Source organism: Streptomyces flaveolus, from assembly GCF_044765825.1.
In the GTDB taxonomy this organism is placed as follows: domain Bacteria; phylum Actinomycetota; class Actinomycetes; order Streptomycetales; family Streptomycetaceae; genus Streptomyces; species Streptomyces flaveolus.
Genome location: NZ_JBIWKU010000019.1, coordinates 22489 through 36649, shown reverse-complemented (window position 1 = coordinate 36649; position 14161 = coordinate 22489). Strand labels below are relative to the sequence as shown.

The window sequence follows — 14161 nt, the reverse complement described above, 5'->3', positions numbered from 1 at the left end:
GTGCGTCGCGATGCGGGTGTCAGTGGGCTTGCGCGGGGTCGACGAGGGTCACCAGGCGGCTCGGCCCGGTGCCGTCCGCGGTTGTCCGGGCAGCGGAACGGCCGGCGGGGCGCAGGGTGACGTTCTCCGGGTAGAGCCGGCCGAGCAGGGCCAGTACGACGAGGTCGTCCTGACCGGTGGCGTCCAGAGTGACGTCGCCGCTCTGCGTCCACACCAGTCCCGGCGCGCGGAGCGCGGACCAGGCGTCGGCGGTGCCGGATGCGTCGCCTGCGGCGGGGTCCTCACGCTGGGTGAAGCGGTGGCCGCGCAGGGCTTGGCCGAGGTCGACGTGAGCGGTGGTGCCGTCGTGGGTGACTTCGATGCGGGCGGTGCGGGTCCCGTCGGCGACCGGCGCGGTGACGGTACGGGCGGAGAGCGGGCCGGATGTGGTGGTAGCGGGCGGCAGGTCCTCGACGAGGGTGCGGGGTGCGGTGTAGTAGTCCTGCACCTCGGCGACATACGTGGCGGCTTCACCGACGGCCGGGTCGGGGTGCCAGGTCAGCAGGTGTGAAGGGCAGCAGGACGATCTGGTGGAGCCACTCGTTGTAGAGCTGCATCGTGACCGGTCCACCGCGACGTCCGCGGAGCAGATCGGCTGCGGGAGGGGTGAGCAGGTGGCCGTAGCAGTGGCTGCGGACGACCAGTGGGCCGGTGGGCAGCGGTACCGGATCGGTGAGCAGCCTCTCCAGCGCCTCGGTCGACCAGGAGGCAAGCTCCTGGCCGATCGTCTCGGCCTGCGCGCCCGGTTCGCGCGCTGCCGAGGCACTGTCCGGGCCGAGGGACAGCGGGAGCGAGGTCTCCCGGGTGCCGAGGGCGAGTGCCGCGCGGATCTGGCCCTCCAGCACCTCGCTGTCGGCGCTGGTGAGGGCGTTGTCGTCGATGATGCCCTGTAGCAGCGGCTCGGTGGCGGTGAAGAACTCGCGGGCGGTCAGGGTGGTGCCGGCCGCGGGGAAGGTGTTCCAGCGGCTTCCGCCGAGAGCGGGCGTACTCGGGGTGGGTGCGGGGGGCATGGGTCCTCCGAAGTCTTCGATTGAAGCGAAGCGGGGTCGCCGGATCCCGTGTCCGAGCGGGCACCGGCGATTTTTCTGGATCGACCGATACAGATTCCGGGCATGAAAAAGTCAGTCGAGGGAGGCCAGCGCGACCTCCACAAGGGGTTCGAGGGCGCGGACGTCCGGCGTGATCTTCGCGGAGACCAGCAGTCCGTTGAGGAAGGTGACGAGGAAAGCGGCGAGGGTGTGCGGGTCGTGCCGCTTCGCGATCTCGCCCCGCTCCGCCGCGACCCGCAGCACTTCGGCGAGCGCGTCCCGACTGGCCTCCTGCATGTCGCGCACGGTGCGCCGGGTCGCCGCATCCTCAGGCAGGCGCTCGCAGGCGGCATTGACCGCCAGGCAACCCCGGCCGTTGTCCTCCACGGCGATCCGGACCCGCTCGACCAGCATCGTGCGGATCACCGACCGGGCGTCCGCCCCCTCCTCCAGACTGCGCAGGGCGGCCGCCGCGAGGTTGGTGCGGTAGTGCTCCAGCGCCGCCCGGTACAGGCCGTCCTTGTCGCCGAACGCGGCATACAAGGACCCCTGCCCGATCCCCAGGTGTCCGGTCAGGTCGCGCACCGAGGTGGCCTCATAGCCGCGCGTCCAGAACAGCTCCATCGCGCGGCTCACCGCCGCTTCCGTGTCGAACTCCCGGGTCCTTGCCATGACCCCACCGTAACCTATCTGGATCGTTCGCTCAAGAAAAGAGCCTGTGGCCGCCTGGCCAATCGCTGACCTGCAGGCCGGCCTCACGACTACTCGTCGTCGGCGTCCTCGGCGGTGTCCGGGTCGCGCAGCGGGCGCAGGCCATGCCCAGGGCCGCTGGATTTGATGCTGAACAGGTAGCGGCCCAGGAAGTTGATATGCCGGTCCGTGAGCGGGGAGAGGCGGGCGACGTCCTCGTCCTTGATGTCGTGGCCCTCGGCGCGGAGCTGGGCGAAGTCGCGTCCAGGTAGCACGTGTTCCAGAGCACCACGGCATTGAGGACCAGGCCGAGGGCGGCGAGCTGGCCCTCCTGGCCCTCGCGGAGCGCGGTGTCGGCCGCCGAGGCCGTCCCGCCGCCGCCCGCCCCGCGGCCGGCGGCCCCGGCGCAGCGGCCGGTGCGGAAGCACCAGGAAGAGTGCGACAAGGAGCTGTACGAGGGCGGGACCTGTACCTGCGACCTCATCGAGCAGTACCGACCGAACACCGAACGCGACGACTACTGACCCTGCTCCCGCACCGTGACCGTTCCCCGGGCCTTTGGGGCCCGGGGAACGGCAAGCCAACCGTGCCTAGATTGCACGGAGCTCGGAGCCGATCCCCATGCCGTCAAGGTCGCTCACGAGCCTCCAGTAAACGTCGCTCTCGTAGAAGCTCGCTGCATCGCCGTTCCCCTCAGCGGGGTCGATCTTGTCCATCTCGGGGACGTCGTAGGCCACCGTGTAACCGGCCTCCGCGTCGTTCCACTGGACCCGGACCACCATGTCCGCTGTGCCGATGTCGTAATTGTCGTTCCCGTAGTTCTTAGCGATGTACTCGAACGGGTACGTGAACGTATAGCTGTCGTCCTTCTTGATCGACCGCAGGTAGTCCAGCTCGTTCTCGAAGCCATAGTTGTTCGACTCACTCCACATGGAAGGAGCGTAGTGCTCTGCACCTCCGCCAGAGTCGACACCATGGGCCAGCAGGCAAAGCGCTCGTGATTCGGGCACGACGAAGGCCGGGAGGCGCATTCCGGCGAGCAGACGTTCGTTTTGACGATGGCCGTCGCTCATGCCGCTCGTCGCGGCGGGGTCGGTCGGGCGCTTCTCGCCGAGATCGCCCGCCGGACCCAGGAAGCCGGCCACACGTTCCTGGCACTGGTGCCGCAAGACGGCGGCGATGCGGCTGACCGGCAGGCGTTCTTCCAGGCGTGCGGGAGCGCCGCACGGGAGCCGCATCGCCGGCGACCGGGGCGGCAGGTGAGGAGAAGCCGCCCGCGACGACCGGCCGCACGGGAGCCGGTGCCTGAACAGGGGGCGGTCGGGGGCGCGGCCGGGACGTTCGGCGCGGGCCAGGACGGTGGCGTTCGGGATCAGCGGGGCGCAGGTCTCGCAGACCTCTTCGACGCTCCAGACGCGGCGCATGACCGGGTCGTGGCGCAGGATCAGCAGGATGGCGCGCCGGCGCAGTGGGTATTGCCGCCCAGGTCGCCTCTCGCGCCGTTGTCTGTGGAAGCCAACCACCCGGACATTGCTCAAATGATGCTCAGGAATCGCACGTACGCTGGTTGTGTACATGTCGTCACGTCTAGTGTTCGGGGCACTTGATCGCCACGGGGCGATCCACCAGGAATTGGTGGCTTCATGACCAGCGCCCGCATATCCAGAAATGTGCTGGCCGTTACCTGTCTGACTGTCATCGCCGGACTGACCACCGGCGGTACCGCAGTCGCTGAGGGGCCGTCACCGACGGCCACCGACACCGCCGTCGCCGAGACCGGTTCCGCCGCCGGGGCCGGAGGAGACCGACCTCGTCGAGGGCACTCCCAGCAACGAGGCCCCTGCGCCCGCGACGTTGCCTGCACCTGATCCCACTTTGGGGGATGTGGATACCGACCTGCCGACGTCCAAGCCGAGCGACACCCTGGACGCGAGGGCCTGCGAGCCCGGTTACCGGTACACGCCCACCAGCAAGGGCAAGGATTACCACAAGGGGGTGGGCGCTGAGCAGAGCAACTACAACGGCACATCGCGCACCGCGAAGTCCACTTTCACCTCCGAAGTGACCGGCAAGGTCGGTATCGCCTACAGCGGTGAACTGAAGGTCGGAGGCTCGGCCGCGGTCGTCGAGATCGAGGGCAAGTTCGGCGTCGAGCTGTCCGTGGAGCTGACGGCGAAGCCGGGCAACACCATCGCGGTCGACACCCCGTCGAAACACAGCACCCACGCCCGCTACGGCGTCTACCGGCTCAAGTCCTACGGCTGCAGCCAGTACCTGTACGCCAACTGCACCCGGGGCGTGAAGAAGAACGAAACGATCTACACGCCCCGCCGGGTCGGCTGGGTGCTGTGGGAAACCAAGTGAGAGCCCGGCACAGAGCGGTGGCGACGGCTCTTCTGCTGCTGATGGCGGTGGGCTGCACCTCCGGCGAGAGCACAGACGAGGCTTCCGCGTCCTCGGCGCCCAGCACATCGAGGCCTACGTCCAGTCCGCCAAGGGTTGAGGTCACGCCACCAGCGCTTGATCCCGAAGCCGGTGAAGTCTTCGCCGGTCGGCACGGTGAGACGCGCGGCAACGCGAGCTTCTCCTACAACGCCGGCCCTCAGGGCAAGGCACTCATCGTAGCCGTCAGCTGCCTGGGCACCGGCACCATCAAGGTCATGGTGCCCGTCCTGGGAACAGACTTCCCACTGGAATGTGGCACAGCCGAACCCGCCGTCACATACAACCAACTCGCCACGCAAGCCGCCCACAGGGCCGGCACGGTAACGGTCACCGCGCCATCGACCGCCACCTGGGCGATCACGGTCGGACGCGGCAACACCGCCGAGCAGGAGCCCCCCACACCGGGATGGCTGACGGACAGCCACGAAGAAGGGGGCGGCCCGAGCGCATGAGCCTTACTGTGAGGAACGACGAAGGAAGTCCCGGCTCGCTCCCGCGGCCGGTCCGCGCCGAGGAGCCGCCGCGAGCCGGTGCCGAGGACGACGCGACGCCCTCAGGGCCGGACCTCGCGTCCGGTGCCGAAGCCGACGCGCCGCGGCGGCGGTTCATCCTGCCCGTCGCCGCCGAGACCGGCGAGGCACTGCGCCGGACCGTTCACGACCTGGGCCGGGCAGGCCCTCCCGGGCGGGGTGCACCCCAGGCGGCTCGCCGCGCACGGCACGGGCACGCATCGCGTCGTCGCCACCGCGGACCGCCCGGACGGGCTGCGGTGGCGAACTCCTCGCACGGCTGGACGACGGGCCCGCGTGCCGCACCGGTGAACGCCCCGCGCTGGCCTTCCTGTTCTCGGGCGGCGGGCCGCAGTGGATCGGCATGGGCCGCGCCCTGCTGGCCGAACCCGCCTTCCGCGCCCCCCTGGACGAGTGCGACCGTGCCGTGCGTGCCGTGACCGGCTGGTCCGTCATCGAGACGCTCCTCGCGGACGACGGCCGGACCCTCGCGCCCACGGACGTCCTCCAGCCGGTCCTGCTCTCCGTGCAGACCGCCCTGGCCCGCACCCTGCATGCGTGGGGCCTGCGGAGCGATCTCGTGCTCGGGGCGAGCATCGGGGACGTCGCCGCGGTCGTCGCCGCCGGTGCGCTGCCGCTGGAGGAGGGAGCGCGGCTCATCGCCACCTGGTCCCGGCTCGTGGCCGAGCGCGCGTCGGGGCACGGCACCCTGATCGTCTGTGACATGCCCCGGGAGGACGCCGAACGTCTCTGTGCGGCCGGCGGCGGGCAGCTCTTCGTCGCGAGCCATCTCGCTCCCGGCCAGGTGTGCCTGTCCGGGACCCCGGGCGCCGTCACCAAGGCCGAACAGGAGCTGTCCGCCCGAGGGATCGCAACGCTGCGCACCCCCATCGACTACGCCGGGCACAGCTCCCTGCTGGCCGGTATGGCCCCCGAACTCGTCCGCAGCCGGTAGGTTGCGCACCCGCCGTCCCGCCGTCCCGTACTGGTCGACGGTCACCGGCGGTTTCGTCGACGGTGCCGCGCTCGACGCGACGTACTGGGTGCGCAACATGTGCGAACCCACCCTGCTGGAAGAGGGAGTCCGCCACCTCGCGGGCCGGGGCGCGGTGCGCATCGTCGATATCTCCCCGCACCCGGTCGCCGTGTACTCCGTCCAGCAGACGCTGACGGTCCTCGCCGCCTCCCACCGGGACCTGCCCCCACGCCACGGCCTGGAGGACCTCGCGGCCCGGCTGTGGTGCGAAGGGTTCGACGTGGACTGGAGCGCCGTGGGCGCCGTGTGGCGGGCGGCCCGGCCGCTGCCCCGGCCCCAGGGGGGAGGCTGTCAGGCCCTCCCCCGCGCCGGCGGGTGCAGCAGCAGCACGGAGGGCACCTCGTCCGGGCAGGCGAACCGCAGCAACTGATGTCCCACGCCCGAGAGTCCGGTCAGCAGGCCGGGTGTCTCCGCCCTGGTGGGCGAACCGCACACCCAGTCCGACTCCGCGGCGGCATCGAGTTTCTCCCCCAGCAGCCGCATCAGCCGGCCCGGCTCGGACCGGCCGCCGCGCTCGGCGAGCAGCACGAGTTCGAGGTTGCCGAGGTCGCCGTGGCACATGCTGTCGCTGCCGCGGCCGGTGAGCCGGTGCGCTCCGGCGCCCGGGCCGTGATCGCCGGGCCGCAGCGCCGCCAGGGCGTCCGCGGCCAGCTGCCGCTCCAGCCCCGCCGTCGCGGGCCGGCCGATCAGATCGAGCCGGGACATGCCGATCCCCGCCGCCCCGTGGCACCACAGGGAACGGAAGGGGGAGGGGGCCTCGGCGCGGAAGTCGGGCCAGTTGCCCGCCTCGGGGTCGAACGCCTCCCTCTCGTAGGCCAGTCCCCCGGCCACCGCCTCGGCGCAGCCCTCGTCGGGTGCGACGACGGCCAGCCGGGCCAGGGCGGTGACGATGCCCGCCACGCCGTGGGCGAACCCGGTGAGCGGCCGGGCGCTGTCGATGTGGTGGTGCTCCCATGCCAGGCCCCGCCCGGTGCCGTCGGGGACGGCGCCGGAGACCAGGTGCCGGGCGGCACGGCGGGCGAGGGCCGCGGCGCGTCCGTCGGGGTCCTGCCCCGCGTCGATCAGGGCGAGCAGGGCCAGTGCGCAGCCTGCCGAGCCGGCCACGACGTCGTAGGCCTTGGTGCCGTCCAGGGCGTGCTCCGCGACCGACAGCACCGGCTCGCGCACGGCGGCCAGATGCGGTGTGCCGCCGAGCAGCCGGTCGAGGTGGGCCAGGAAGTACAGGGGCCCCATCCAGGTGCCGAACGCCCCGATGTCCTCCTGCCCGCCCGCACCGGGGCCCCTGAGGGCCGTGGCGCTCGCGCGGACGCGGCGGACCAGTTCGTCGGCGACGTCCAGCGCCAGCGAGGTGAAGCGCGGGTGGCCGCTGATCCGGCCGAGCCGGGCGAGGAACAGACCGATGCCGGACAGGCCCGAGTACAGGTCCGCGTCGAGCGGGGCGAGGTCCCAGACGCCGTACGCCACCGGCTGGGGGGCGATCCAGCCGATCCGGCCCTCCCTGACGGTGGCCAGGCGCCGTACCCGGTCGCCGATCTCGGTGGCGGCGACGACGAGTTCGCCCGGGTCGGCGGTGCGGGTCCGCGTCCGGCGGACAGCGGTGGCCGAGGACGGCGGTTCCTCCAGCAGGCTGACGTCCACACCGCCGACGAACGATCCGGCGATGATCCGCTCCTGGAGCTCCCGGTCCTCGGGGCCCATGGCCTCGATGCGGCGGCGTACCGCGGCGAGGGCGGGTTCGTCGAAGAAGCCGGGCACGGTCCGGCCGTCGTCGAGGAGGAGGTCGCGTGCTCCGGGCAGCGCCTCGAACAGCGGGATGTCCCCGCGCAGCACCGCGTCCATCTCGGCGCGCACTACGGCTTCCCCGGCCGGGCCGGCGTAGCGTCCGCCGCACAGCCGGGCCGCGCTGCACTCCCGGTCCAGCGCGTCGCGCAGGAAGTCCGGGTGCATGCTCTCGGTGAGCACCTTGCCGTAGACGAAGCTCGGCCTGGGCAGGAAGCGCACGGGGGTGTCGGCGAAGCCCTCCAGCAGGCCGCCGGGGGCGAGGAGTTCGGGGCGCCGGGCACTGATCCAGTCGTAGCCGAAGCGGAATCCGGCCAGCACGTCGGCGAGGTGGTCGGCGGGCCGGGCGGGCGTACCGTCCGGCAGCCGCGGCCGGTTCTGCGAGCCGGGCGTGCGCACGTGCTCCCACACGATGTGCACCTCGTCGGTCCCCGGGTTCTTCTCGACGGGGACCGGGGTGACGGACAGCTGGCCGGCCGCGCCGTCGAGTCCGCTGTAGTCGCCGACGGGCGTCCCGGCCGGAGCCCCCTCCAGCACCACCTTGGTCGGCAGCAGTGAGGTGGACCGCACCGACTCGCGCAGGACGGACAGGGCCGGCTCCTCCTGGGGGCCTGCCGCGCTGGTGGGTGACGTCCCGTGGGGGGCGCGGGGGTGCAGCAGTGCCTCGAGGTCGACGAGCACGGGGTGCTCTCCGACGGCCATGACGTTCTCGTGGTGGAAGTCGGTGCCGCGCAGGGCGTGCACCAGGGCCAGCAGCGCGCCGGTGCGCCAGTAGAAGCGGGCCACGCCGTCGGGTTCGTCGCAGGGCCGTGCCGTCACGCACTCCGCCCAGCCGTGGTCCTGGCGGGTCAGTGTGCGCGGGGTGCGCAGGGCGTGCGGGCTGTCCTGGCCGAAGCGGTGCAGCAGCCTGCCGAACTGCTCGTCCACGGCGAGCGAGCGCGGCTTGTAGAACACGGGGGGCGCGTCGCGGAAGTCGACGCGGCACACCGAGCTGCCCCGGCGGTGGACGTCGCCCTGGCCGAAACCGACCGCTGCCACGCCGCCCGGTCTGACGCCGCGGAGCAGGTCGTCGCAGAGCGCGTCGAGGTCGTCGCGCAGGTGCCGGGCGAGGCGCGTGCGGTCCGCCACCCAGTCGTCGAGCAGTTCGGTCACGCAGCGGGCCAGTACCGGGTACCGCGTCCATAGGCGGTGCTGTTCGCGGGGTTCGGTCAGGGTGTCGACGAAGAGCCGGTAGCGCTCCTCGGCGGTCGCCCCGGCCGTCAGCCGGCCCTGGACGCGGGCCAGGTTGATCTCCAGGATCATGGTGGGCTTCAGCACCACGGCAAGCCGGGTGACCGGCACGCTCGCCGTCAGGGCCTCGGCCAGGCCGTCCAGTTCCGCGGGGAACGGGCCGAGATCGTGCAGGGCGCCGCGCAGCCGGTCCTGGGCCTGCCGTACGAGGGGTTCGGCGACGCGCAGCAGGCCGGGCAGCGGTTGCTGGTCCGTCCGGTCGGCTTCGGGGCGGGCCGAGCGCACCCGGTCCGCCCATCCCGGGGGGCCGGGCAGGCGGGCGGCGAGTGCCTCGGGGTCCTCGCCGAGCAGCCGGTGCAGCGCCGGGGCCGTCACGGCGACCGCGCGCAGTCCGGCGGTGAAGTGTTCCTCCGGTCCCCTGAAGGGCGCCAGGGCGCGCCAGCGGGCGAGCCGGGCCGCCGCCTGTTGCGGGTCCGGCGGGTCGGCGGGCGCGCAGGGGGCGGCGAGGCGTTCCCGTGCGTAGCAGGCCGCGGCCCAGAAGCCGGAGGGAAGGGAGTCCGGGTGTCCGCCGGGCGGGCTGCTGAACGGCATGGGATGTCCTTTCCGACCGGGTGGGTCCGCCGCGTTCGCGGGTCCGCGCCGGGAGGTCCGGGCGCGGCGGGCCGGGGCCGGCCGGGGCGCGACGATCCGGCGCCGGATGGTGCGCGGGGTGGCCGCAGTCGCGCGGCCACCCCACGACCGCTGCGGCGGTGAGCCGCCTGGGTCGTCAGCCGCAGCAGTTGAAGAACGGCTGCGTGGAGAGGGTGGAGGCCGCCACGGAGTCGCCCGTGGGGAGGTCGGCGGTGAGGTCCACCGCGCCCGCCGGGTGCCCCGGAGTGGCCGTGAGGCCCTCCTGCTGCATGGCGTCCTTCCAGACAGTCGTGGTGATGTCCATCGAATCCCCTTCGGTAGGTCGGTAGGTGCGTCCGCGGTGGCCGGCCACCGCGGAAAACACTGGGACGGTAGGCCGCGCCGGTGGAGTTCTGGTCGAAGGCGCCTCGGCGCCCGGTCGCACCGCGGAGAAACGACGACGCCGTGCCCCGATGCGGAGATCGGGGCACGGCGTCGGTGCACCATGCGCGGCGGCCGGGGGCCGTCAGCCGGTCTTGCGCCTGAAGAACTTCTTCTGACCGGCGTTGCCACTCATGTTCTTGACTTTCAGTCGGCCCTCTTCGTGAGCCGCGCGTGCCTGTGAGGTGCGCGCCTTCTTCTCAAGGGCCTCCTGGAAACGGCGCTTAGCCTCCTCCTCCTCGGCATGGTTCGCGGGGGGCGTGTCAGCCATGGCTGCCTCCTGGCGTTCGACGGCAAGTCCCGTACCCCAGGGCATCACTGCCCCCTCGAGGGCCGCTCGAGTTTGGCCTCAGTCCGTTTCAAGGTTGTCTCAATCGCGTGCGCCAGGGCGCCGACCGAGTCGCCGCCGGCCAGGACCACGGGCGGGGGCTGGCCGCCGTCCTCCGCGAGGCCCAGGGCGATGTCGCAGGCCACGGCGCCTACTCCGGAGACGCCGGCCAGCACCAGCGGGCCGTCGGTGGTGCGCAGATGGTGGCGGAGGGCCGTGACGCAGGTCCGGGTCCCGTGGGCCGCCGGGTGGAGCGCCACGACGGCATGCGCTCCGGTGGTGCCCCTGACGAGCCCGGCGAGCCAGGAGGCGGGGGTGCCCGGCGGGGTGACCAGGCAGGCGGTCCCGGTGCGGGGTGCGGTGGCCGCCCGCAGTGTGACCAGCGGGCCGCCCTCCCCCGCCGGGGGTACGGGCCGTTCGTGCAGGCGGGGCTGGTCGGTGCCGGGCAGGCCGTCGAGGAGGGCGGCGACGGTCACCGACTCCCCTGCGGTGTCCGGCAGTTCGCGCAGCAGTTGGGCGCTCGCCGACAGCAGGGCGAAGGCGCGGGCGTCGTCGAGGCGGGCGCGGTCGTGCACGCACGTCAGGACCAAGCCGCCCTGGTCGTCGTGGTGGACGACGATGCCGATCGGGACCGGGGGGCGGGCGGGGACGAGGTCCGGGGTGTCGACACGGATGCCCCGCGCGGCGAGGCCCGGGCCGAGTTCGCCGAGCCCGCGCGTGCGGTGCTCGAAGACCAGCAGGGAGTCGGCGAGCACGGCCTCCGCCTCGTCCTGCGGCGCGGCCGGGCCCTGCGCGAGCCAGTCGCGGATCTGGCCCGCGGCGACCCACTCGTACCCGGACACGTCCAGGGCGCAGTCGCGCAGGGCCCACAGCAGCCGGGAGACCGGGGCGTGCGGGTCCACCTCGACGGACACCGGCAGGGGGCTGGCGAAGGGGCCGGGGGTGCGCTCGATGTCCCCGAGGAAGACGCCCCGGCCGGAGACCGTGACGCCGAAGCGCACCCGGGCGGGCTCCGCGGCGGCGTCCGACGCGCGGTGCAGGAGCATCGCCCACACCGCGTGCACGGCGACGCTCTCGGTGGCGCCCTGGTGCGCCACCCATGCGGCCAGGCGTGCCACCTCGTCGCCGGTGAGCCGGACCCGGATGCGTCCGGTGCCGGTCTGCCCGGTGGTGGCGCCGGGTTCGGCCCGCGGCAGGCGCACGGCGGGACGTGCCGCCTCCCGGGACCAGAAGTCCCGGGCGGCGGACGGGTCCTGGTCTCCCAGCCAGCGGACGTAGTCGCGCAGGTCGGGGCGGCGCTCGCCGCCGGGCAGGACGCCCTCGGCGCAGTAGGCGCGGTAGAACTCACGGAGCAGGGCGTGCACGCTCCAGTGGTCGAGCAGGGCGCGGTGGTAGGTGAGCAGGACCTCGGTGGGCGCGGTACCGCCCGGCGTGCCCGGGGGTGCCCCGTCGAGGAGGGCGGCGCGCAGCAGCCCGGGGCGGCGCAGGTCGAAGCCGCGTACCCGCTCGTGTTCCATCAGGGCGGCGCGGCCGGGGAAGGTTCCGTGTGCGTGCCGTACGACCTCCGGGGTGGCGTGGCGGTGCACGGTGACTGTGGGGTGCGGGTCCCAGTCGAACGCGGCGCGCAGCACGGTCTCCCGGTCGAAGACGGACTGCCAGGCGGCGGTGAAGCGGCCGGTGTCCAGCGGGCCGTGCCAGCGCCAGGCGAGCTGCTCCACATGGTGGTCCGGGTGGTGGACGGCGTCGGCGAGGACATCGCGTTGCAGGGGGGTGACGGCGAAGGTCTCCGGAGGTTCGACCCGGGTGGGGGCGGGTGACGGGGCCGGGGAGCGGGTGAGCCGGTCGGCGAGGGGCCCGGCGAACGCGGGCGAGACCGTCGCGTGCCCGGTGTGGCGGGCGGCGGGTGCGGTGCCGGTGCCGAGGGCGCCGGTCGGTGCGGGGCCGTGGACGTGCACGACGGCCTGCCGTGTCTCGGGGGTGCCGGCGAAGGTCACGGTCACGGTCACGGCCCCCGGTTCGGGTGCCGGCGGGTGTCCCGGGACGGGGGCGGGCGCGTCGGAGGGGTGGTGGCCGTCGGTGGTCATCCGTGCCCCCTTTCCCCTCGGTGTGTCGTGATCTGTCGTGCCGTCCGGCTGTCGCGCGCGGACGCCGCCGGCGGGACGGCAGGACGGGTGTCGTGACGGTGTACTCGCGGGCGTGCCGCCCGGGGCTCACCCGGGGCGGCGTGCGGGCGTGGGGGGTCGGCCGGGATCCTTGCGGCCAGACTAGGCACTCAGGGAGCTGAGGCCGGATTCCTCTAGCGGCCCTGAAGCGGATCCCGATGCCAGGAGCCTTTTCCAGTCGATCTCGGGTCCCCGCACCTGGAGTTGGCGGAAGGCCGCCAGCAGGGCCCGGGGTTCGGGGGCGGCCTGGGGCATCTCCCGGACGGGTTCGCACCGCAGGAGCCTGCCGAAGCCCACGGGGTGCGAGGTGGGCGCGGTGCAGGGGCCGCCTTCCTGAGTGAGGGTCAGGTGGGCGGCGTCACGCAGACCGAGGGCTCCTGCCACGTGGGCCGCCGCGAGCGCGCCGATGCCGTGTCCGGTGACCGCGGTGGCGTCGATGCCGAGGGCGTGCCAGAGGCGGAACAGGCCCACCTGGTACCCGAACAGCGCGGGCTTGCCGTACCGGGGGTCTTCGAGCAGCCGGGCGTCGACTCCGTGCGGGGGCGCGAACACGGCGGCGACCAGCGGTACGGGCAGACAGCAGTCCAGGGCGTCGCGCAGGGCGTCGAAGGCGGCCCGGAAGGCGGGGAACGAGCCGTACAGGGTCCTGGTCGTGGTGGGTGGGCGGCCGTCCCAGTCGGGGAACAGCACCGCGAGGTCGCCGCGGACGCCGGGCTTTCCGCCTCGGTCGGCGCAGCCGCAGGCCAGGAGTGCGGGCCGGGGGATGTCCCGGATGTGCGGGTCGGATTTCATGGGCACCCTCTCGTGTCCTCGTGGCGAATCCACCGCGGCACGCGGGTCACAGCACCCGGACCGCGCTCTCCGCGTGTTGCCTGGCCAGTTCGAGTACCGCCCGGCTCTCCTGGCCGAGGCTCTCCCGCACGTGGCGCCGGGCCTGGGCGGTGTCCGTGCCGGCGCCGAGAACGGCTTCGATGCGGTCCGGGTCGAGGACGGCACGGTGCTGGGCGGTGACGGTCACGCCCGCCGTGTCCGGCACGACGGACCACTCCCCGGTGTGGGCCACCAGCGGGCCCGGCGGGGCGGTCAGTTTGAACACGATGCGTCCGGCGTGGGGGAAGCAGATGCGTACGGCCTCGGTGGTGCGGGCGGGCAGCCGGCCCGTCGCGTGGGTCTGCCCGCGGACCAGCTGCACACCGGGCGGGTCCTCCCGCACGTCGGCGCGGGCGATCTGGGGCAGGAGCTGGGGCCAGTCCCGGACTCGGTACAGCACGTCGTAGACGAGCTCGGCGGGCCCCTTGACGCGGGCGGAGTCCTCGAAGGACAGCATGAGTCCGTCGAGGTCGCCCCAGTGCTGCGCGTGGTGGCGCACACCCTCCAGATCCATGCGGGCGGTGGTGTCGAGGGCCCGCTCCGCCCGGGCGGCGCTCGCCGGGTCGTCGCGGGCGACGGTGAAGGTGCGGTTCAGGGTCAGCCGGGTGCGCCGCTCGTCGAGGGCTTCGACGGTCCAGGAACCGTGCATGCTCGTGAGCGGTGCTGCCGGCTGCTCCTGCCAGAAGTCCACCCGCCGCAGGTCGGACGAGAAGACCAGGCGCGTCGTCCACGAGCGCACCTGGCCCTCGGCGGTGTCCCACAGGCGGTGCCGTTCCTGCCGCCCGTCGGACTCCAGCTGTTCGACGTGCACGACGGACGGGAAGTACCGGGGCCAGTGGACGGCATCGGCCACCAGCCCGTAGACCACGCCCGCGGGGGCGGCGATCACCACGTCGTGCTGCGCACAGCGCATCCGCTCGGCAGGCATCCGTCCGCCCTCCTCCAAGTCACAGCCCGGGGCGGGGGCCCCATGGCGTCACGGGCCTCGGGCTCCG

11 protein-coding genes and 3 pseudogenes are annotated in these 14161 nt (G+C 73.2%); 4 read left to right on the top strand and 10 right to left on the bottom strand.

All coding sequences use genetic code 11. From position 1 onward, the window contains the following. Positions 1-19: 19 nt before the first annotated feature. The 3 genes and pseudogenes from ACIRG6_RS36575 to ACIRG6_RS36565 all read right to left on the bottom strand — a co-directional run. Positions 20-1049, bottom strand: a pseudogene (locus tag ACIRG6_RS36575) (hypothetical protein). Between the two features lie 111 nt (positions 1050-1160). Then, positions 1161-1739: a TetR/AcrR family transcriptional regulator gene (locus tag ACIRG6_RS36570; protein ID WP_403326234.1), complete on the bottom strand. Its 579-nt coding sequence runs from the start codon at positions 1737-1739 to the stop codon at positions 1161-1163. 89 nt (positions 1740-1828) lie between these two features. Beyond that, a pseudogene (locus ACIRG6_RS36565) lies at positions 1829-2100 on the bottom strand (Tn3 family transposase); the annotation flags it as partial. Between ACIRG6_RS36565 and ACIRG6_RS36560 the strand changes: the two are divergent. Continuing rightward, on the top strand, positions 2033-2281 hold the full coding sequence (locus ACIRG6_RS36560; RefSeq protein WP_403326453.1) for a hypothetical protein: 249 nt from the start codon (positions 2033-2035) through the stop codon (positions 2279-2281). The pseudogene ACIRG6_RS36565 and the gene ACIRG6_RS36560 overlap by 68 nt on opposite strands. 66 nt (positions 2282-2347) lie before the next feature. Here the strand turns inward: ACIRG6_RS36560 and ACIRG6_RS36555 are convergent, their stop codons facing one another. Beyond that, the gene (locus ACIRG6_RS36555) at positions 2348-3334 is read right to left on the bottom strand and encodes a hypothetical protein (RefSeq protein WP_403326231.1); all 987 of its coding nucleotides are present in this window, start codon (positions 3332-3334) and stop codon (positions 2348-2350) included. A gap of 307 nt (positions 3335-3641) precedes the next feature. Between ACIRG6_RS36555 and ACIRG6_RS36550 the strand changes: the two genes are divergently transcribed. From ACIRG6_RS36550 to ACIRG6_RS36540, 3 genes and pseudogenes are all read left to right on the top strand, one after another. Continuing rightward, positions 3642-4121, top strand: a complete 480-nt coding sequence (locus ACIRG6_RS36550; RefSeq protein WP_403326228.1) for a hypothetical protein — start codon at positions 3642-3644, stop codon at positions 4119-4121. A 17-nt stretch (positions 4122-4138) separates the two neighbouring features. Continuing rightward, positions 4139-4654 (top strand): hypothetical protein, encoded by a 516-nt coding sequence (locus ACIRG6_RS36545; protein ID WP_403326225.1) that lies wholly within the window; start codon positions 4139-4141, stop codon positions 4652-4654. A gap of 421 nt (positions 4655-5075) precedes the next feature. After that, a pseudogene (locus tag ACIRG6_RS36540) lies at positions 5076-6117 on the top strand (acyltransferase domain-containing protein). Here the strand turns inward: ACIRG6_RS36540 and ACIRG6_RS36535 are convergent. The 6 genes from ACIRG6_RS36535 to ACIRG6_RS36510 all read right to left on the bottom strand — a co-directional run bounded on the left by ACIRG6_RS36535 (position 6039) and on the right by ACIRG6_RS36510 (position 14094). Further along, a complete protein-coding gene (locus tag ACIRG6_RS36535; protein ID WP_403326222.1) occupies positions 6039-9347 on the bottom strand; it encodes a type 2 lanthipeptide synthetase LanM family protein in 3309 nt (1102 codons plus the stop codon). The pseudogene ACIRG6_RS36540 and the gene ACIRG6_RS36535 overlap by 79 nt on opposite strands. A gap of 175 nt (positions 9348-9522) precedes the next feature. Then, the gene (locus ACIRG6_RS36530; RefSeq protein ID WP_158075149.1) at positions 9523-9690 is read right to left on the bottom strand and encodes a hypothetical protein; all 168 of its coding nucleotides are present in this window, start codon (positions 9688-9690) and stop codon (positions 9523-9525) included. Positions 9691-9891: 201 nt separating this feature from the next. Beyond that, positions 9892-10077, bottom strand: coding sequence for a DUF5302 domain-containing protein (locus ACIRG6_RS36525; protein WP_364686083.1), 186 nt, complete (start codon positions 10075-10077; stop codon positions 9892-9894). A gap of 44 nt (positions 10078-10121) precedes the next feature. After that, positions 10122-12218, bottom strand: coding sequence for a condensation domain-containing protein (locus ACIRG6_RS36520; RefSeq protein ID WP_403326218.1), 2097 nt, complete (start codon positions 12216-12218; stop codon positions 10122-10124). A 180-nt stretch (positions 12219-12398) separates the two neighbouring features. Beyond that, positions 12399-13088 carry an acyltransferase domain-containing protein gene (locus ACIRG6_RS36515; RefSeq protein ID WP_364686107.1) on the bottom strand — a complete coding sequence of 230 codons (690 nt, stop codon included), beginning with the start codon at positions 13086-13088 and terminating at the stop codon, positions 12399-12401. A gap of 46 nt (positions 13089-13134) precedes the next feature. Then, complete coding sequence (locus ACIRG6_RS36510) at positions 13135-14094, bottom strand: aromatase/cyclase (RefSeq protein WP_403326215.1); 960 nt, start codon at positions 14092-14094, stop codon at positions 13135-13137. Positions 14095-14161 lie beyond the last annotated feature (67 nt).